Source organism: Kribbella sp. NPDC050281, assembly GCF_040655855.1.
Taxonomy (GTDB): Bacteria; Actinomycetota; Actinomycetes; order Propionibacteriales; family Kribbellaceae; genus Kribbella.
Window position 1 is genome coordinate 17,025 of sequence record NZ_JBFAKS010000043.1, and the last position, 18,614, is coordinate 35,638.

Sequence of the window (18,614 nt, forward strand, 5' to 3'; positions counted from 1 at the left end):
CCGTCAGCAGCTTACGAAGCGGCGGCGATCCGTGTCAGGAGTTCCCGCGCGGCGACTTGCGGGCCAACCGGGCCGCGGTGCGGCATCATGAGGGGTCGGGGAACTGTGAGGAAAGGACATCGATGACGGAACCGGCGCAGGCGCCGCGGTCCGAGCCGGACCGCGGATCACACGCGGTCGACGCCGGTGACGGTGACGGCAAGGGCATCTACTGGGTGCTGAAGAACGTGCTGGTCGGTCCGCCGGTCAGGCGGATCTTCCGGCCGATCGTCGTCGGCGCCGAGAACATCCCGGACCTCGGTCCGGCGATCATCGCCAGCAACCACCTCTCGTACTCCGACTGGATCTTCATGCCGCTGGTGCTGCGCCGGCGGGTCACCTTCGTGGCGAAGTCCGACTACTTCACCGGCGCCGGGATCAAGGGCCGGTTCCAGCGCGGCTTCTTCAAGGGCACCGGCCAGGTGCCGATCGACCGGTCCGGCGGGTCCGCGTCCGAGGGCGCGATGCGGGCCGGGATGAAGGTGCTCGAGCGCGGCGAGTTGTTCGGCATCTATCCGGAGGGCACCCGCTCCCACGACGGCCGGCTGTACAAGGGCCGCACCGGCGTCGCCAGGCTGGCGCTGGAGGCCAAGGTCCCGGTCATTCCGTGCGGCGTGATCGGCACCGACGTGGTCGCCCCGCCCGGCAAGGTGGTCGCCTCGTTCGCCTCCCCCACGGTCAAGTTCGGCCATCCGCTGGACTTCTCCCGCTACGAGGGGATGGAGAGCGACCGGCTGATCCTGCGCGCGGTCACCGACGAGATCATGTACAAGATCATGGAGTTGTCCGGCCAGGAGTACCTCGACATGTACGCCACCAAGGCCAAGCAACTGGAGGGCCGCGCGACCACCGGCGCACCGAAGAAGGTCCGCAAGTCGGACACCTGATCCGCTTGCTGAGATGACCTGGGTCTAGGCTGGTAGACCGTGGACGGACCGATCGCATACCAGGGTGAGCCAGGCGCCAACTCGGCGATGGCGTGCACCGAGATGTTCCCCGACCGCGAGCAGCTGCCCTGTACGACGTTCGAGGACGCGCTCGAGGCGGTCAGCAGCGGCCGGGCCGGGCTGGCGATGATCCCGGTGGACAACTCGATCGCCGGCCGGGTGGCGGACATCCACCACCTGCTGCCGGAGTCCGGGCTGCACATCGTCGGCGAGCACTTCCTGCCGATCCACTTCCAGTTGCTCGCCGTCCCCGGGGCGTCGATCGACGGGATCCGGACGGTTCGAAGCCACGTGCACGCGCTCGGCCAGTGCCGCAAGATCATCCGCGAGCACGGCTGGTCCACTGTGGTCGCCGACGACACCGCCGGCGCCGCCCGCGAGGTCGCCGAACTGGCCGATCCGACGGTCGCCGCGCTGTCCCCGCGGGCAGCGGCCGACCTCTACGACCTGGAGACCTTGGCGAGCGATGTCGAGGACGAGCACCACAACACCACCCGGTTCCTGGTGCTCTCCCGGGAGCCCGACGTACCTCCGGTCGGCTCCGGGCCGATCATCACCAGCTTCGTCTATCGGGTGCGGAACGTGTCGGCCGCGCTCTACAAGGCGCTCGGCGGGTTCGCCACCAACAACGTCAACATGACGAAGCTGGAGTCCTACCAGCTCGGCGGGATGTTCTTCGCGACCCAGTTCTACGCCGACATCGAGGGCCACCCGGACGACCCGAACGTCGCTCTGGCGCTCGAGGAGCTCGCGTTCTTCTCGGTCGAGGTCCGCATCCTCGGCGTCTATCCCTCGCACCCGTTCCGCGCCCAGATCGCCGAACCGGCAGCGAACCGGGCGCTTCGGCCGCACCACTAGACAACGACCAGCGCGTTCAGCCTCCAGTGCTTCGTCGGGTCTCCGGACAGTTCGAGGTCGACGTCTCCACCCAGCACGGTGAAGTGGAGCCAGCTGAACGCGCCGGTGGCGAGTGATGCGCTGGCGGCGAGTCGAGCACCAGCGGACCTGACGTACGTCGGGTCGGACGGTTGCGTGCCGTCTCCGACCAGCAGCCAGACATCGTGTTCGCCTGTCGGCAGCGTCAGCCGTAGTACGCGGGCTGACGTGTCGTTGACGAAGTCCCGCCGCAGGTCGTCGAGCACAGCACGGTCCCGCGACATCGGCCCCTGGCCGACCCACGACGACGCGTTGGGTGCGAGACGCTGATAGCCGGGCAACAGCGGACTGGTCTCCGTGCCCGCATCCAGCGCGAGTACGGCGGTGTCGCCCGCCGGCGTGGTCAGCACCTCATCGGTCCGACTCGTGTCGGTCACCTCTCCGTTCACGCCGACCTCGACGTCGAGTGCCCGAATCTCCGGATCCGGCCCTGGAACGACGATCACCTCGAGGTGCGCGATGTCGCCAGCCGGGATCGACGCTGTCGTCGGACTGGACGTCCAGCCTGATGGAGCCGGCACACGGACTGTCGCCTCCATCGCAGCCCCGGTGGTGTTGGCGACGTTGACGGTGACGGTGTTCTCGCGGCCGCAGAGCATCGGCGAAGGTGCGGCGACCTCGGTCACCACCAGCGGTGGCAGCTCGGCAGCCTCGTCCGGGATGACCAGGGAGACCAGATGCCAGTGCTGATCGGTCACGCTGCTCAGCTCGAGGTCGATGTCCCGACCGCTCGTGCCGCCGTCGAGGACGACCTTGACCCAGCTGTACTGCCCGCCGAGCAGGAACCCACTCTGGGCGAGGAGCTTGCCGTCGGAGCGAATGACCGTGGGCCAGCAGTCCGCGTTCGCATCGCCGATCAGCAGGTAGGCGTCGGAGGTGCCTGCCGGGACGTGGAGCCTGAGCGTGCGAGCGCTGGTGTCGTTGACGAAGTCGCGACGCAGGACATCCAACCGAGCACGGTCGCGCGACTGTGGCGCCGTACCGACCCAGCCGAAGCCTCGAGCCGGATCCCAGGAGTCTGACGGCGAGAGTCGCTGGTAGCCCGCGAGCACTGGGCTGGACGCCGCGCCGGCGTCCAGTGCGAGCCGGCATCGTGCACCGACCGGTGCCACGATCACCGACGTCTGCGTCCCGAGGACCGGTAAGCGTCCTGCGCCGGCGGTGATGTCGATGGACGTCACCTGCGGTGTGAGTGGTGGGGTGACGGGGACCTCGCAAGGCACGAACTCACGCGGTGGAATCGAGACTGTGCTCTCGCCGCTGGTCCAACCTCTGACGCGCGCTGTCAGCTCTACCTGGCTCGGCGATGCGTTGCCGACAGTGAGTTTCAGCAGGTTCGGCCAACCGCCGAGGAGCAGCCCGTCGCCGGTCTGTCGGAGCTGCGTCCAGGTGCGTGACTTGTCCAGGACGCGGCTGGCCTCGAAGTAGTAGCCGACGATCGAGTCGCGCCACAGCGTCGCCTGGATCGCCTGCAGGTCAAAGCGTTCCAGCGTGGTGGCGTACCGACTCCGGTCGACTCGCGACTGGAGCGAACGCCACAGCTCGCGCAGCCGGTGTGCGTCGTCGCGCCCTTCCCAGTGGGTGTCGTAGATGTGCTGGATGACTGTCTTACCGGAGTGCAGGCGATGGCCGTACGGCACGTGGTGCAGGAACAGCAGCAGCTCGTCAGGGCAGCTGGCCAGCGACTCGTACTGCTGCGCGACCGGCGGGTGATAGTGGCCGGTGTACCCGACTCCGGTCGCCACGGTCCGGTCGAACCCGGTCCCCTCGCGGTCGGCCCGGTTCCAGGGTGCGTTGCCCGCCGGGCTCGGGGTGAAGTGGTCGCCGGCGATCATGAACCCGACGCCGAGTGGCGAGGTGTAGTCCTCGTAGATCTCGCGTGACCCGAGCAGCATGCCGGTCAGCGTCCGGACCACTCGATCCTCGTCGCCGAACGTCATCCGGACCCACTCCTCGGCCACATCCGCAGCCTTCAGGGCGGGATTCCACGCCAGCCGGGCGTAGCCGTGGGTGTTGGCCGCGGCCAGTGGATGCCTGGTCCAGTTGCGGTCCGAGCCGAAGTTCATCACCCCGGCCGCACCCTCGACGATGCCCGCGACCGTCGTACCCGGACCCGCCGCGTGGGTGTCGAAGTCGTAGACCTCTTTCCACTGCGGCACCAGGTAGCACAGATGCGTCGACTGGCCGGTGTACTCCTGCGTGATCTGCAGTTCGGCCATCGTCCTGGTCCGCGGCATCGCGCCGAACAGCGGATGCACCGGCTCCCGGACCTGGAAGTCGATCGGCCCGTTCTTGATCTGTACGACGACGTTCGCGGCGAACTGTCCGTCGAGCGGCTGGAACGTCTTGTACGACTTGCCGGCCCAGGTCACCGGGTCGAAGTCGTGGATGAACGCGCGCCACATCACGATGCCGCCGTACGGACGGACCGCCTCGGCCAGCAGGTTCGCGCCGTCGGCATGCGTCCGGCCGTAGGTCAGCGGTCCGGGCTGGCCCTCGGAGTCGGCCTTGACCAGGAAGCCGCCGAGGTCGGGGATCACGCCGTAGACCTCGCGGGCCTTGTCCCACCACCACTGCTTCACGGCCGCGTCGAACGGGTCAGCCGTCGGCAGGCCGCCGAGCACGATCGGGCAGGCGAAGTTGGCGGACAGGTAGAGCGTGACGCCCCACTCCCGCAGTACGGCGGCCAGGCCGGTCAGCTTCGGCAGCATCTCGGTCGACAGGAACGCCGGGTTGGCGTTGACGTTGTTGACGACGGTCCCGTTGATCCCGACCGAGGCGAGCGCTCTGGCGTAGGCGAGGTCTCGCGGGCCGGTGTCCGGCAGGTCGTCCCACTGGAAGATCGAGTCGCCGGCGTACCCGCGTTCGACGCTGCGGTCGAGGTTGTCCCAGTGGTTGACCAGGCGGAGGTTCTTGACCGGGCGTTCGCGGATGTCGAGGCGAGTGAGATCGTGCTGGGTCTGCAGCAGCCGGAGCAGGTGGAACGCGCCGTACAGGACGCCGCGTTTGCCTTCGCTCGCGATCAGGATCGCGCTGTGCCGAGTCCGTACGACGTAGCCCTCGGGGCCGAGGCGACGGAGCTCGGCGCGGTCGACGTACTGGGCGATGTACGGCGAGGTGTCGGGGGTGCCGATGATGACCGCGCCGTCGTGCTTGGGGGTGGTGTGGCGCGGGACTGTGCGGCCGGTGATGGCCGAAAGGCCTTGCAGGAGTTCGGTTGCGGCCGAGTTGATGACGTCGATGTGCGGCGCGACCAGGTGGGTGATGGCGCGGCGGTAGTCCTGCAGGCGGGACGGGCCGGCCTTGCGGTAACGCAGCCAGAGTTCGTGGCCGTCCTCGTCGGGCAGGCCCGGGCCGGCTGACGCGGTCAGTGGGTCGAGCAGACCGCCGGCCAGCACGGCTCCGCTGGTCAGCAACAACTGTCGCCGGGTGAACTCCATGCTGACGTCCTTCCGTGTAGGACCGCTGAGGAACCGGTTCCTGACCGTAGGCTCGGCACTGGGCTGCGTCAAGGGTGGGACGCTCTGGGATTTCGATTTCTGCGGGCAGTTGCGGTGCATCACAGGCCAATTGGTCTACGATGACGTCGAACCGGTCTCGTGCATTCAGGAACCGGTTCCTGATCAGCAGGGAGGAACGCGTGCGCCGGACCAGGCAGGTGACGATCCTCAGCGTGGCCGCGGCCGCCGGCGTCTCGAAGTCCACCGTGTCGCGGGTGATGAACGAGACCCCGAACGTCGATCCGCAGATCGTGATCCGGGTCCGCGACGCCGCCGCTCGCCTTGGCTATCGGCCCAGCGGGACGGCGCAGAACCTGTCCCGCGGCCGGACCGGCATCGTCGGCGTCCTCGTCCCCGACCTGGCGAACCCGCTGTTCGCCACCATCCTCAAAGGCATCTCGGCCGAGGCCGAGCAGGACGGCTACCGGACGTTGGTTGCCGATGCCAACGAACAGCCGGACGCGGAGCTCCGGCACCTGAACGAGCTGGCCCGGCAGAGCGACGGCCTGATCCTGTGCGGTCCGCGGATGAGCATGCCGGACCTGGCCGGCCTGGCCGATCTCGACGTACCGATCGTCGTCGTCAACCGCAAACCGGCCGGCAGCCTGTTTCCCTCGGTGACCGTCGACAGCCGGGAGGCGGTCGCGGATCTGTGCCGGCATCTCGACGCGCTCGGTCACACCCGGCTCTGCTACCTCACCGGACCTGCGCATGCGGCCGCGGACGGCGAGCGCTGGTCGGCCCTGAAGTCGTCGATCCGGAGCCGGACCAAGCTGTCCCGGGTCGCCGCCGGTGCGATGCTGGACGACGGCCACGCCGCGGCCGAGGCCGCCCTCGCCACCGGCGCCACCTGCCTGATCGGCTTCAACGACCTGGTCGCGCTCGGCGCGGTGGCCAGGCTGCAGGAGCTCGGCATCGCCGTCCCGGACCAGATCTCGGTCGCCGGCTTCGACGACATCGTCTACGCCCGCTTCACCTCCCCCGGCCTCACCACCGTCGCGATGCCGAAGACCGAGTTCGGCGAGGAAGCCTGGCGCCTCCTCTCGCCGTACCTGCACGGCCGCAAGACCCGCCGGACCCGGACCCTGTCCGCCACCCTCATCATCCGCGGCAGCACCGGCCTCCGGTCCCACCGCACCAACTGAGGCTGAGGCAAATCTGTCCCTGTACCTGCGGAGCCGGTAGGCTGCGCCGGCCGGTCGCCAGGCCGGCTGGGGAGGGAATCGGCGTGAACATCGTTCTTCCGGTCAGACTGACGCTTGCACGACGGCTGCAGAACACCCGGGTGCAGCTCCGATGGTTCATCTGGGTGCTGAGGTCGGTCGGCGTGCTTTACCTGGCCTGGTGCTTCCTGAGTCCGCCGTACGACGTCGGCCTGCTGGCGCTCGGCGTGTTCTATCTCCTGCTGCCTGAGCTGATGGGTGTCGTGCGGCACCTCGTGGCCAGGAGGTTCGGGCCTGTCTACACCTACACATTGACCGACGACGGCATCGCGATCCGGACTGCGATCAGCAATCTCCAGTTCGACTGGTCAGCGGTGAAGTCCGTCCGGCAGACGCGGGACTCGTGGGTCATCCGGCTGCCTGGGCTCGGTGGGTTCCGACTGCTGACGGACGACTTCACTCCCGGGCAGGCCGAGGAGTGGCAGGCGTTCCTCGCCGGCCGCAGGCTGGTCCGATCCTGAATTGAGGGGCGCGGCCGGGCCTGGCCGCATAGGGTTCGGCGCGTGCGCATCGTGACGGTCGACGGCCGGGATCCAGACGTCTTCAAGCAGTTCTTCCAGGTGAAGGACGACGTCCGCCGGGAGGAGCTCGAGTTCCCGGCAGGACTGGGTCTGGAGGAGGCCCGGGTCCTGATGACCGGGACCCACTCCGATCTGAAGGCCGACGGGATCGGGCTGGTCGACGGGGACACCTGGGCGGGCATCGTCTGGCTGGACTGGTGGTTGCTCGGCAACACCGAGACCGTCGACGTCGAGTTCGCGGTCGCTCCGCCGTACCGGCGCCGTGGCGTCGCGACCCGGCTGCTGGAGGTCGTGATCGACCGGGCCCGCGCCGAGGGCCGGCGGGTGTTGTCCGGCCTGAACATGGCCGGCGATCCGGTGACCGGCGAGAGCCCGGGTACGGCGTTCGCGGCGGCGCGCGGGTTCGTCCGCAAGCACGCGGAACTGCACCAGGTCCTCGAACTGCCGGTGCCGGACGAGCAGCTGGCGGCCTTCGATCAGCCGATCCCGGGCTACCAGCTCGTGCAGTGGCGCGAGCACGCGCCCGAGGAGTGGCTCGAGCAGTTCGCCGAGCTGCTCACCTGGATGACCGAGGACGTTCCGCACGGCGACCGCACCGTCGAGGCGACCCGGTGGACACCCGAGCTGATCCGGGAGGCCGAGGCCCGCCGGATCGCGCAGGGTCGCTTCACCTACACCACGGCCGCCGTCCACAGTGCGTCCGGCGAACTGGCGGCGTACACCCAGATGGGCGGCACTCCCGCCACCCCCGACCGCCGCAACCAGTACGACACCTACGTCCGCCGCACCCACCGCGGCAACCGCCTCGGCATCGCCGTCAAGGCGCCCAACCTCCGCGCACTCCAGGCAGACCTCCCCCAACCGGTCGCCCTGCACACCTGGAACGCCCCCGAGAACGCCCCGATGATCGCGGTCAACGACAAGCTCGGCTTCCGTCCCGTCGCCCAGCGCACCATCTGGGAGCTCAGCCTCTAGCGAATGCGGGGATATCCAGGGGTCGGCGTTAGTCTGGTAGGCGCTCTGATCCCGACCGGAAGTGCCCGATGACTGTCGAATCGTTGTTCCCGCGCCTGGAGGCATTGCTGCCGGGGGTGCAGAAGCCGATCCAGTACGTCGGAGGCGAGCTGAACTCGGTCAGCAAGGACTGGGACTCGGCCAGCGTCCGCTGGGCCCTGATGTACCCGGACGCCTATGAGGTCGGCCTGCCCAACCAGGGCGTCCAGATCCTGTACGAGGTGCTCAACGAGCGCGACCACATCCTGGCCGAGCGGACGTACTCCGTCTGGCCGGACATGGAGCAGGTGATGCGGGACAACGCGATCCCGCAGTTCACCCTCGACAGCCACCGGCCGGTCCGGGCCTTCGACGTCTTCGGGCTGTCGTTCTCCACCGAGCTCGGCTACACCAACATGCTCACCGCGCTCGACCTGGCCGGGATCCCGCTGTACGCCGCGGACCGGACCGACGAGGACCCGATCGTGCTGGCCGGCGGGCACGCCGCGTTCAACCCGGAGCCGATCGCCGACTTCATCGACGCCGCCGTACTCGGTGACGGCGAGGAGATCGTGCTGGCGATCTCGGACGTGATCCGGGAGTGGAAGGACGAGGGCAGCCCGGGCGGGCGCGACGAGGTGCTGATGCGCCTGGCCGCCTCCGGTGGCGTCTACATCCCGAAGTTCTTCACGGTCGAGTACCTCGCCGACGGCCGGATCAAGCGCGTCGCGCCGAACCGTCCGGGCGTCCCGTGGCGGACGGCCAAGCACACCGTGATGGACCTGGACGCCTGGCCGTACCCGAAGAAGCCGCTGGTCCCGCTGGCCGAGACCGTGCACGAACGGTATTCGGTGGAGATCTTCCGCGGCTGCACCCGCGGCTGCCGGTTCTGCCAGGCGGGCATGATCACCCGGCCTGTGCGTGAGCGCAGCATCACCACGATCGGGGACATGGTCGAGAACGGGCTGAAGCAGTCCGGGTTCGAGGAGGTCGGGCTGCTCAGCCTGTCGTCGGCCGACCACAGCGAGATCGCCGACGTGGCCAAGGGCCTCGGCGACCGGTACGAGGGCAGCAACGTCTCGCTGTCGTTGCCTTCGACAAGGGTCGACGCGTTCAACATCACGCTGGCCAACGAGTTCTCCCGCAACGGCCGGCGCAGCGGCCTGACGTTCGCCCCCGAGGGCGGGTCGGACCGGATGCGCAAGGTGATCAACAAGATGGTCACCGAGGAGGACCTGATCCGCACCGTGGCGGCGGCGTACGGGCACGGCTGGCGGCAGGTGAAGCTGTACTTCATGTGCGGCCTGCCGACCGAGACCGACGAGGACGTGCTGGCGATCGCCGACCTGGCCAAGAAGGTGATCGCGACCGGCCGCGAGGTGTCCGGCCGGCGCGACATCCGGTGCACGGTGTCGATCGGCGGGTTCGTGCCGAAGCCGCATACACCGTTCCAGTGGGCGTCGCAGCTAGGCGCCGAGGAGACCGACGCGCGGCTGTCCAAGCTGGCCGCCGCGATCCGCTCGGAGAAGGGCTACGCCAAGGCGATCGGCTTCCGGTACCACGACGGCAAGCCCGGCATCATCGAGGGCCTGCTGTCCCGCGGCGACCGCCGGGTCGGCCGCATCATCGAGCAGGTCTGGCGCGACGGCGGCCGGTTCGACGGTTGGAGCGAGCACTTCTCCTACGACCGCTGGGTCGAGTCCGCCGACAAGACGCTGGCCGACGAGCCGGTCGACCTCGCCTGGTACACCACCCGCGAGCGCGAGTACGCCGAAGTCCTGCCCTGGGACCACCTGGACTCGGGCCTGGACCGCGACTGGCTGTGGGAGGACTGGCAGGACTCGCTCGAGGAGGACGGCGCGATCGAGGTCGAGGACTGCCGCTGGACCCCCTGCTTCGACTGCGGCGTCTGCCCCCAGATGGGCACCGAAATCCAGATCGGCCCCACCGGCAAGAAGCTCCTGCCACTCTCGGTGCTCTAGGGCGTGTCTCTCGGTTCCCTGCAGTACCGAGTGCCGCGCAGCACGCAGGGAATCGAGAGACACGCCCTAGCACTCAGGTAGCGGCATGATCGTCGTACGGCGGTGGTGCTCGAAGACGACCGAACTGCGGATGTCGGCGATCTCCTGGCGCTTGGCCAGCGCGAGGACGAGGTCGCGCAGTGCCTGGGTGTCCTTGACGGCGACGTGAGCGAGGAAGTCGGAGCCGCCGGAGACCATGAACATCGCCAGGGTCTCGGGCAACTGGTTCACGTAGTCCTGGAAGGCGGTGGCGACGGCCATTGCCTGTGGGCGGAGCTTGATCGAGATGATCGCCTGGGTGGAGCGGTCGATGGCCTTCAGGTCGACCTCGGCGTGGTAGCCGGTGATCACGCCGCGGTCGCGCAGGCCGCGGATCCGCTCCAGGCAGGTGGACGGGGCGATGCCGAGTTCGGCCGCCATGTCGCGGTTGGTCCGGCGGGCATCGTTCTGCAGCATCCGCAGGAGCGCCGTATCAAGTTCGTCCATGACAGGCAGTTTCGCAGGTCTGCCGAACGACGTTCGGAATCGATCGCGAACAGCCGCGCACGAAGCTAGGTTTGCCGCCGTGCTGACGAACAAGATGGTCGTGGTCATCGCGGCCGAGGCGCCGATCGGCGTCGCCCTGAACACCGCTGCCCTGCTCGGCGTCGGACTCGGCCACCACCACGATCAGGTGGTCGGCCCGGATACCGAGGATGCCGCGGGCAACCCGCACGCAGGTATGTGCGCCTACCCGATCCCGGTACTGCGGGCCTCCGCCGAGCAACTGCACGACCTCCGGACCGCGGCGGCCGCACGGGGCGACGTCACCGTGCACGACATGCACCAGATCGCCCAGCGGGCACGGACCTACGAGCAGATGTCCACCACGCTGAGCGGCACCAAGCCCGACGACGTCGAATACCTGGGCCTCGCCCTCTTCGGTCCCCGCCAAACCGTCGACTCACTCACCGGTGCGCTGGCGTTGTACCGCTGACGACTTTGAGCACCGAGCAACCACCAGCGACCCTCGAATGTGGTCGACCCGCGCACAAGGTCGCATCCTGCGGTCGCGTCCGTAGTGTGGGGGCATGCGACTCAACTACGAGGTGACGGGTCCCGACGACGCGCCGGTGGTTCTGCTGGGATCGTCGCTCGGGGCGACGCAGGCGATGTGGGCGCCGCAGCTCGAGGTCCTGGCGCAGCGGTTCCGGGTGGTGACCTTCGACCACCGCGGCCACGGCGGGTCCGACGTACCGCTCGGGCCGTACACGATCGACGACCTCGGCGGTGACGTGGTCGAGCTGCTCAACACGCTCCTCGTGGAGCAGGCGTCGTACGTCGGCATCTCTCTCGGCGGCGCGGTGGGGCTGTGGCTGGCCCAGAACGCGCCGGACCGGTTCAACCGCTTCGCGCTGATCTGCCCGCCGGCCAACCCGGCCGAGAACAAGCAGATGTGGGCCGACCGCGCGGCTCAGGTCCGCGCCGAAGGCACCCAGGCGATCGTCGACGCGACGCTCAGCCGCTGGTTCCTACCGGAGTTCACCGCGACCGCTCCGGTCCGCCAGATGCTGCTCGACAGTCCTGACGAGGGCTACGCCGCCTGCTGCGAGGCACTCGGTAGCACCAACCTGGTCCCCGGCCTGTCGGACATCACCGCGCCGGTGCTCCTCGTCACCGCCGAGTCGGACACCTCGATCCCGCCGGAGACCGTCGTACCCCTGGCTGGTCAGATCCCCGGCGCGCACCTCGAAATCATCGAGAACGCGGCCCACCTGGTGACCTACTCCCACCCCGAGGTCATCAACCCGCTGCTGCTGACGCACCTGACCTGACGCCTGGGCTCGTCGCCGAGCCCAGGCGCCGCTGGATTCAGTTGCAGTAGTACGCAGGGTTGGGCGATGTCTCGGTCTGGTCCTGCCAGTGGGCGACACCGACGTAGTAGCCGCAGCCGGTGCCCTCGTCGAACCAGGCGCCTCCGCCGGAGTACGCGTACGTCTCGGCGACCGTGGTGAACGGTCCGGACGCGCTCGGGCCCTTCTGCAGCTCGACCCTGACCTCAGTGACGCTGGTCGAACAACCCTCCAGGTCGACGGCGACGTACAGCATCAGCGCGCTGTAGCCGACGCTCGGCGCGGTCACCAGGTCGCAAGCCTGCGTCCCAGTCGTCGACGCATGGGCCGGCGTCCCGACCATCAGACCCGCCACAACCGCCCCCGACATCACGGCAGCACCAAGAAGCTTCCGCATCTGCGTTCCCTCCGGTTGGAAATTTACAGAGGGTCAGCAGACTAGGTCACTCGGTTACCGAGGTCGACCCTTTCGACGCCGCTGAAAGAAGCAGCTCACTGAGCAGGAGTTGGTCAGCGTTGCCCAGAACGAGGTCTGCAGTCGCGACCGCGGCCGGCGCGACGTACGGATTGGGGATGGCGACCGCGAACATGCCGGCCAGCTGCGCCGCCGCGACGCCGTGCGCGGTGTCCTCGACCGCGATGGCCTCCGCTCCCCGTACGCCGAGACGCCGCAGCGCCAACTCGTAGATCGCCGGATCGGGCTTGTGGGTGCTGACCTCGTCGCCGGTGACGATCTGGTCGAAGAGATCGATCGCGCCGACCCGCTCCAGATGACCGCGCACCCACGGGCTCGGTGAGCTGCTGGCGATCCCGACCTGCAGGCCGAACTCGCGCGCCGTCGTCACCCAGTCGCGGATCCCCGGCCGGAAGTCGAGCTCGGAGTGCATCCGCTCGCGATGCGCCATCCTGCGGGCGTGACTGGCCTCCCGGTCGAAGCCGGCGCCGACGGCCGCGGCGAGCAGCGCGTACCGGGTCTCGGAGGTGTCGCCACCGTGGCCCGGCCAGAAGTCCTCGAGATCCAGCTCGAGCCCGTGGTGCGCCCATTCGGCCTGCCAGCTCTGCACCGAGGTGGACTCGGTGTCCATCAGCAGACCGTCGAAGTCGAACACCACGGCCCGCACGCCGACCGGCACGAGGCGCGCCGCCAGGCGGTGAATCTGCAGCTGGCTCAACCCGAGGCCGGAGAGGTACGCACGGATGCCGCCGAGGCAGGAGTCAAGATGGTCGAGTGATCCGAGGATGGTCTCCGGCCTGGTCCGCGACCGCTCAGGACCGTCCTGCAGCCCCAGCAGGACCTCACTGATCGCGTAGTCCTCGGCGATCACGTCGCGAGGTACGCCGGCCAGCTCGAGCAGCAGAGCGGCGAGCTGTCCGGTGCGATCCTTGCCGGCCTGGCAGTGCACGACCACCGGCCGGTCCGCCGGGGCATCCGCGATCGCCCGGAAGATCTTGCCGATGTGGGCGGAGTTGCGACTCAGGCCGTTGGAGTAGACATCAACGAGCCGCGACTCGGCAGCAGGGTCGCGCGACTCGTCGGCGACCGGGTCGATCCAGGGGATCCGCCGGTACGCCGGGGTGCCGTCCAGCGGGTGTAGTCGCGGCAGCTCGCGGTCGCTGCGCACGTCGAGGACCAAGCCGGCTCCGACCGCAGCCAACGCGCTCCGGCCCGCAGGGTCCAGATTGTCGGGTGACTCCGACCGGAACACTGCCCGCTGGCGAGTCGCAACGCCGTACCTCGTCGGAAGTCCACCTAGGTCACGCGCGTTCGGGCTCCACACGGGCGTCAGTTTAGGACAACGCCTCCTAGGGACTCGAAGTCGTGCCAGGTGCCGTCGAAAGCCTTGTGGTGCAGGGCGGAGTCCATGCCGACCGCGAAGACGTCCAGCCGGCCCGGGCCCCATGAGACCACCGAACCGGCTGGTCTTGGCCGCGCGACCGTGGTCGCGGGTTCGAGCCAACCGGCCAGAGCGGCGATGTTCATGCGGAGGATCTCGGCCGCCAACGACCAGTTGAGGAAGTTCAACGTGTCGTTCGCCGAGTGGATGTGGCCGTTCGCGCTGTCCGCGCCCTCGATCGACAACACCGCCGGGATCCCGGCGTCGATGAACGGCACATGATCGCTGGCGAACGGGTTGAGCGACGTCTCGACCTTCAGCCCGGTGTACGTCGCTGCCGCCGTCGCCAGGTCCGCGATCTGACTCGACGAGACCGGCGCACCTTCGAGCAGCACCGTCGGCACGGCTGTGTTCTTGCTCGCGATCATGTCCATGTTGAGGACAGCCCGGATCCGGGCTCGTTCGGCCGGAGGCAGCGCGGCGACGTACTGCTTGCTGCCGAACAGCCCCTCCTCCTCACCGCCGAACAAGATCAGCCGTACGTCGTGCCGCCAGGACCGGGTCGACAGCAGCCGGCCGAGTTCCAGCACGCCCGCGGAACCACTCCCGTTGTCGTCCGCACCGGGTGCGGTGGCGGCCGGCCCGCCGGCGATGTTGATCGAGTCGAGGTGTGCCGTGATCAGGACCAGGCCACCGCCGCCGGTGCCGGGCCGGTCGCCGATCAGGTTCTGCGAGTGTCCGGCGCCGACCGTGATCTGGGTCCGGCTCACTCCATAGCCGAGGGCAACCATTTTCGCGGCGGCGAAGTCCACCGCGGTGGTGAACGACGGACTCAGCGAGTGCCGCGTCGGCAGACTCGCCAGCCAGGTCAGATCGTCCTGGTACGACGCCGGCGACAGTTGTGCGACCAGGTCCACGATCGATGGATCCACCCTCGCCGCAGCCGGCGCCGGATTGTCGACAACCGTCGTACCGGCGCGGAGTGGTTCGATCCGCCAGCAGTTGTTGGAGCGGCGGCGCGGTCTGTCGGCCGACGAGATCACCAGGTGCCGGCCGTGGTCGAGCAGCGGCGCGACGTCCGGGTAGTCGTCCTGGAAACTCCGGCCCACCTGGGTGACGAGCAGCAGGCCGGGTGCGGTCCGGGAGGCCCGGCCGAGGCGTTGGCCGGCCGGAACCCAGAGGAGAGTCTTGTCGCCGAACCGGGCCGAGTGCGCGCCATCGGCGGCATCGACGGTCGGTACGACGAGATAACGCACGGGTGCAGTGGTCATGTCAGTCCTGCCAGATGATCTCGAGACGATCGGGCTCGGCCGCGATGATCCGGGCGGTCCCGCCGGCGGAGCGGGTGATCAGTCCGTCGGCGTTCCAGTGTCCGCCCGGTCTGGGCTCGGGCGCGTCGCCGCGGCCGAACGCGTACTCCACCAACGTTCCGTCCGGCCGGAACTCCACCCCCCGCCGGCCGCGGGCCGGCGGGAAGGCGAAGTCGTCCCGGCGGTAGACGCTGATCCCGTCGTGGTCCTCCTCGAACGAGTGCGTCCACCGCCCCTTGCTGTGTCCGGTCAGCGCAGCACCGCCTGTTCGATGGTTGCCCCCGGCATCGTTCCGGACGCCGGCATCGACTCGGGCACGGTCGAAGGGACCGTCACCCGGAAGTCGCTGATCACGCCGCCGAGCGGCTCGTAGCCGGTGATGTCCGGTCCCCAGTTCGAGCCGTCCCACCACTTGTGGTACAGCTGCTTGTCGGTGCCGGTGACGAACACGTCGAGCCGGTTCGGGGCCCACGAGACGACGCGCGGCTCGTCGGTGCAGAGGCCGCCCATGTACTCGTAGTCGGTGAGCGACGGTCCCCAGGCGGAGCCGTCCCACCACTTGTGGTAGAGCGCGGAGTCCGCGCCGAGCACGAAGACGTCCAGCCGGTTGGCGTCCCACGAGACCACGGTCGGGGTCGTCGTACAGACGCCACCCATGTACTCCCAGCCCGACCAGTTCGAGCCGTCCCACCACTTGTGGTACAGCGCGGAGTCGGTGCCGAGGACGAACATGTCGAGGCGGTTCTCGCCCCAGGCGACGACCCGTGGTGGTGAAGCGCAGAGACCACCGAGATATTCGTAATCGGTGGCCGACGGTCCCCAGTTCGAACCGTCCCACCACTTGTGGTAGACCGCGTTGTCGGTGCCGAGCACGAACACGTCCAGCCGATCGCTGCCCCAGGCAACGACTTCGGGCGGGCTCATGCAGATGCCGCCGAGATACTCGTAGTCGGTGACACTCGGTCCCCAGTTCGAGCCGTCCCACCACTTGTGGTAGAGCGCGCGGTCGGTGCCGAGGACGAAGGCATCCAGCCGGTTCGGCCCCCAGGTCGCCAGCCGCGGCGGGCTCATGCAGACGCCGCCGAGATACTCGTAACTGGTGACGCTCGGTCCCCAGTTCGAGCCGTCCCACCACTTGTGGTACAGCGCGTGATCGGTGCCGAGGACGAACGCGTCCAGCCGGTCCGGGCTCCAGGACGCGACTTCAGGAGCACTCATGCAGACACCACCCATGTATTCGTAACCGGCGACGGACGGTCCCCAGGACGATCCGTCCCACCACTTGTGATACATCGCCAGATCGGTGCTGAGCACGAACGCGTCCAGCCGGTTCGCGCCCCACGACACCACCGAGCCGGCGGGTTGCGGCGTACCGGAGGCGCCGGCATAGACCGGCAGGTTCGTCCGGACGGTGTCCAGGCAGGCTTCCATCCGGGTGGCCTGGTCGTTGGTGAACATGACCATGCCGCGGTCGTCGGTGTAGTCCATGTAGTCGTAGAACAGATCCCCGTTCGGACCGTTGCTGCAGGTCACGTGCGGGAACGTCGGTACGCCGAAGTTCGGGCCGGCCGCGTTCGGGGTGTCGGCGCACTCGTCGCTGCCGCTGCAGCCACTGCCGTCGTCGCCCCAGATGTGGAACAGGTTCAGGTAGTGCCCGACTTCGTGGGTCGTGGTCCGGCCCAGGTCGAACGGTGCGGCCGCCGTACCGTTGGTGCCGAACCCGCTGTGCAGGATGACCACGCCGTCGGTGTTCGCCGGGCCGCCCGGGAACTGGGCGTACCCGAGCAGCCCGCCGCCGAGCTGGCAGACCCAGATGTTCAGGTACCGGTCTGTCGGCCACGGGTCGATGCCGCCGGTCGACGACTTCTTCACCTTGTCGTCGGTGCCGAAGGACGCCGTACTCGTCTGGGTCCGGGTGACACCGGTGGTCGGGTTGCCGTTCGGGTCCACGGTGGCGAGGTAGAACTCGATCCGGGAATCCGCGATCAGGCCGGTGAACGCGGCCGGGACGATGCCGAGGTCGGAGTTCGTCGCCCGGAAGTCCCGGTTCAGTACGTCGATCTGGCTGTCGACCTGCGCTTGCGAAATATTCTGCGCGGCGGTGTTCCAGACCACGTGCACCACGCACGGGATCCGCGCTATACCGGTGAACCGCTGCGGACCGGCGACGTACAGCGATGTCGCGTTCTCGATCGCCGACCGGGCGGCGGCGTACTCGGGTGAGGTCGACAGCAGCCGCCGGTGCACGTCCATCACACCGCACTGCCGTCGAGTCGGGGACTCGGTCCGCCCGTCCGTGCCGCTCATACCTGCACCACCGGCTGAACCGCCACCACCCATGCCCGCGCCACCGGGTACACCGGTGCCACCGCTCATGCCCACTCCACCGGCCTGGCCGCCGCCGCTCATACCGGCACCGCCTGCCGATCCACCACCGCCCATGCCGCCGGCTCCCGCCGAACCCGGCGCAGAATTCATGCCCGTCATCGGCATTCCGCTCGCCGGCTGGCCGTTGGCACCCTGACCGGCTGCCGCCTCGCCCGGCATCCGGTAGTCGTCGTCGCGGTGCTTGCCCGCTCGACCGTTGGCCTTCCTCGGCATCTCTCCCCCTTCCAACGGGGGCGCACGAGCAGGTCGGGAACGCACACGATCCCGGACCGAGAAGGTCTTCCCCCAGCCCGCCCTCCGATCGAAGGCGGTCTGTCCCGCCTTCCCCCACCGAACAGTCGGCCCCCAAGTCTCTGTTCTGGATTCACCTTGCTCCCCTCACCGCTCGCGCACAAGCCTTCGCCCGCCGGGTAGTGAACTCCACCGGAAACCCAGCGCTTGTTGGAGAATTGCTTGAAGCCTCAAGAGGGGAACACCATGCGCCGAGAGCTGTCCATCCCGTTCGACGTCCGGGGTCACCGCGGCCTGATCTCGGTCCGCATCGTGCCCAACGACGACCCGTGGGCGTCGGGCCATCAACTCGTCGTACCGGACCTGAATGCCGAGGCGTTCCGCGGCTTTCCTTTGTGTACGGCGAGTCTGCGGTACCACGGCTCCGGCATCAAAGCGATCATGGGCTGGATCCAGCTGATCACCCGCGACTTCGACGGCGACATCTCGGTCGACCGCGCACCGAATCTGAGCCCGGCCGATCCGTTCTACGCCTACGGCTACCTGCCGACGTTCTTCGATGCCCCGGCCAATCCGGACCACCCGGACGGCACGTGGCGCGCCGACACCTTCCTCGTGGTCGTGCCCGACGTGATCCACTCGCGCACCGTCGCCCCGGTCGCCGCGTTCACGTGGGGCTACCGGCTCGAATCCGGTCGCCCGACGCTGCTCGACGTCACTCCACTCGCTTCGGCGAGGTGGTCAGGCCATCGGTCCGTCCTCGAGGCCGCCCACCCGACCTGGACCTTCGGCTGAGCCCGCCGTCCGGTCCTGCAACTCAGCCGGCCTCCAGGTCCGC

16 protein-coding genes are annotated in these 18,614 nt (G+C 68.7%); 9 read left to right on the forward strand and 7 right to left on the reverse strand.

Features of this window, described 5'->3' with window-relative positions:
- The first annotated feature begins 122 nt into the window (after positions 1–122).
- Together AB0I34_RS35245 and AB0I34_RS35250 are read left to right on the forward strand one after the other, a co-directional pair.
- On the forward strand, positions 123–926 hold the full coding sequence (locus AB0I34_RS35245; protein WP_360453751.1) for a lysophospholipid acyltransferase family protein: 804 nt from the start codon (positions 123–125) through the stop codon (positions 924–926).
- Between the two features lie 39 nt (positions 927–965).
- Positions 966–1,844 carry a prephenate dehydratase gene (locus AB0I34_RS35250; RefSeq protein ID WP_360453754.1) on the forward strand — a complete coding sequence of 293 codons (879 nt, stop codon included), beginning with the start codon at positions 966–968 and terminating at the stop codon, positions 1,842–1,844.
- On the opposite strand, the gene AB0I34_RS35255 is transcribed toward AB0I34_RS35250, so the two are convergent.
- Positions 1,841–5,362, reverse strand: a complete 3,522-nt coding sequence (locus AB0I34_RS35255) for an alpha-glucuronidase family glycosyl hydrolase (protein ID WP_360453757.1) — start codon at positions 5,360–5,362, stop codon at positions 1,841–1,843. The two genes, AB0I34_RS35250 and AB0I34_RS35255, sit on opposite strands and share 4 nt — an antisense overlap.
- A 200-nt stretch (positions 5,363–5,562) precedes the next feature.
- Here AB0I34_RS35255 and AB0I34_RS35260 point away from each other — a divergent pair, with 200 nt between their 5' ends.
- From AB0I34_RS35260 to AB0I34_RS35275, 4 genes are all read left to right on the forward strand, one after another.
- Positions 5,563–6,567, forward strand: a complete 1,005-nt coding sequence (locus AB0I34_RS35260; RefSeq protein ID WP_360453760.1) for a LacI family DNA-binding transcriptional regulator — start codon at positions 5,563–5,565, stop codon at positions 6,565–6,567.
- Positions 6,568–6,650: 83 nt separating this feature from the next.
- Positions 6,651–7,106: a YcxB family protein gene (locus AB0I34_RS35265; RefSeq protein ID WP_360453763.1), complete on the forward strand. Its 456-nt coding sequence runs from the start codon at positions 6,651–6,653 to the stop codon at positions 7,104–7,106.
- 42 nt (positions 7,107–7,148) lie between these two features.
- A complete protein-coding gene (locus AB0I34_RS35270) occupies positions 7,149–8,141 on the forward strand; it encodes a GNAT family N-acetyltransferase (RefSeq protein ID WP_360453766.1) in 993 nt (330 codons plus the stop codon).
- Between the two features lie 68 nt (positions 8,142–8,209).
- The gene (locus AB0I34_RS35275) at positions 8,210–10,141 is read left to right on the forward strand and encodes a TIGR03960 family B12-binding radical SAM protein (protein ID WP_360453769.1); all 1,932 of its coding nucleotides are present in this window, start codon (positions 8,210–8,212) and stop codon (positions 10,139–10,141) included.
- 66 nt (positions 10,142–10,207) lie between these two features.
- On the opposite strand, the gene AB0I34_RS35280 is transcribed toward AB0I34_RS35275, so the two are convergent.
- Positions 10,208–10,666 (reverse strand): Lrp/AsnC family transcriptional regulator, encoded by a 459-nt coding sequence (locus AB0I34_RS35280; protein ID WP_360453772.1) that lies wholly within the window; start codon positions 10,664–10,666, stop codon positions 10,208–10,210.
- A 79-nt stretch (positions 10,667–10,745) separates the two neighbouring features.
- Between AB0I34_RS35280 and AB0I34_RS35285 the strand changes: the two genes are divergently transcribed.
- Positions 10,746–11,156 (forward strand): DUF2000 domain-containing protein, encoded by a 411-nt coding sequence (locus AB0I34_RS35285; protein ID WP_360453775.1) that lies wholly within the window; start codon positions 10,746–10,748, stop codon positions 11,154–11,156.
- Positions 11,157–11,250: 94 nt separating this feature from the next.
- Positions 11,251–11,994 (forward strand): alpha/beta fold hydrolase, encoded by a 744-nt coding sequence (locus AB0I34_RS35290; protein WP_360453778.1) that lies wholly within the window; start codon positions 11,251–11,253, stop codon positions 11,992–11,994.
- 37 nt (positions 11,995–12,031) lie between these two features.
- Here AB0I34_RS35290 and AB0I34_RS35295 read toward each other — a convergent pair whose 3' ends face one another.
- The 5 genes from AB0I34_RS35295 to AB0I34_RS35315 all read right to left on the reverse strand — a co-directional run bounded on the left by AB0I34_RS35295 (position 12,032) and on the right by AB0I34_RS35315 (position 17,758).
- The gene (locus AB0I34_RS35295; RefSeq protein WP_360453781.1) at positions 12,032–12,409 is read right to left on the reverse strand and encodes a hypothetical protein; all 378 of its coding nucleotides are present in this window, start codon (positions 12,407–12,409) and stop codon (positions 12,032–12,034) included.
- A 46-nt stretch (positions 12,410–12,455) separates the two neighbouring features.
- The gene (locus tag AB0I34_RS35300) at positions 12,456–13,913 is read right to left on the reverse strand and encodes an HAD-IA family hydrolase (RefSeq protein WP_360453783.1); all 1,458 of its coding nucleotides are present in this window, start codon (positions 13,911–13,913) and stop codon (positions 12,456–12,458) included.
- A complete protein-coding gene (locus AB0I34_RS35305; RefSeq protein ID WP_360453786.1) occupies positions 13,796–15,118 on the reverse strand; it encodes a M20/M25/M40 family metallo-hydrolase in 1,323 nt (440 codons plus the stop codon). Before AB0I34_RS35305 ends, AB0I34_RS35300 begins: the two co-directional genes overlap by 118 nt.
- A 1-nt stretch (position 15,119) precedes the next feature.
- On the reverse strand, positions 15,120–15,269 hold the full coding sequence (locus AB0I34_RS35310; RefSeq protein ID WP_360453789.1) for a hypothetical protein: 150 nt from the start codon (positions 15,267–15,269) through the stop codon (positions 15,120–15,122).
- 137 nt (positions 15,270–15,406) lie between these two features.
- Positions 15,407–17,758, reverse strand: coding sequence for a M43 family zinc metalloprotease (locus tag AB0I34_RS35315; RefSeq protein ID WP_360453791.1), 2,352 nt, complete (start codon positions 17,756–17,758; stop codon positions 15,407–15,409).
- A gap of 264 nt (positions 17,759–18,022) precedes the next feature.
- On the opposite strand from AB0I34_RS35315, the gene AB0I34_RS35320 reads away from it, so the two are divergent.
- Entirely contained in the window at positions 18,023–18,571 is a 549-nt protein-coding gene (locus AB0I34_RS35320) for a hypothetical protein (protein ID WP_360453794.1), read from the forward strand.
- Positions 18,572–18,614: the final 43 nt, after the last annotated feature.

Coding starts and splice junctions, on each gene's coding strand:
- AB0I34_RS35245 (WP_360453751.1), top strand. CDS start 123: ATGACGGAACCGGCGCAGGCGCCGCGGTCCGAGCCGGACCGCGGATCA.
- AB0I34_RS35255 (WP_360453757.1), bottom strand. CDS start 5,362: ATGGAGTTCACCCGGCGACAGTTGTTGCTGACCAGCGGAGCCGTGCTG.
- AB0I34_RS35275 (WP_360453769.1), top strand. CDS start 8,210: ATGACTGTCGAATCGTTGTTCCCGCGCCTGGAGGCATTGCTGCCGGGG.
- AB0I34_RS35280 (WP_360453772.1), bottom strand. CDS start 10,666: ATGGACGAACTTGATACGGCGCTCCTGCGGATGCTGCAGAACGATGCC.
- AB0I34_RS35290 (WP_360453778.1), top strand. CDS start 11,251: ATGCGACTCAACTACGAGGTGACGGGTCCCGACGACGCGCCGGTGGTT.
- AB0I34_RS35295 (WP_360453781.1), bottom strand. CDS start 12,409: ATGCGGAAGCTTCTTGGTGCTGCCGTGATGTCGGGGGCGGTTGTGGCG.
- AB0I34_RS35300 (WP_360453783.1), bottom strand. CDS start 13,913: ATGGGGCCCGGGCCGGCTGGACGTCTTCGCGGTCGGCATGGACTCCGC.
- AB0I34_RS35305 (WP_360453786.1), bottom strand. CDS start 15,118: ATGACCACTGCACCCGTGCGTTATCTCGTCGTACCGACCGTCGATGCC.
- AB0I34_RS35315 (WP_360453791.1), bottom strand. CDS start 17,758: ATGCCGAGGAAGGCCAACGGTCGAGCGGGCAAGCACCGCGACGACGAC.
- AB0I34_RS35320 (WP_360453794.1), top strand. CDS start 18,023: ATGCGCCGAGAGCTGTCCATCCCGTTCGACGTCCGGGGTCACCGCGGC.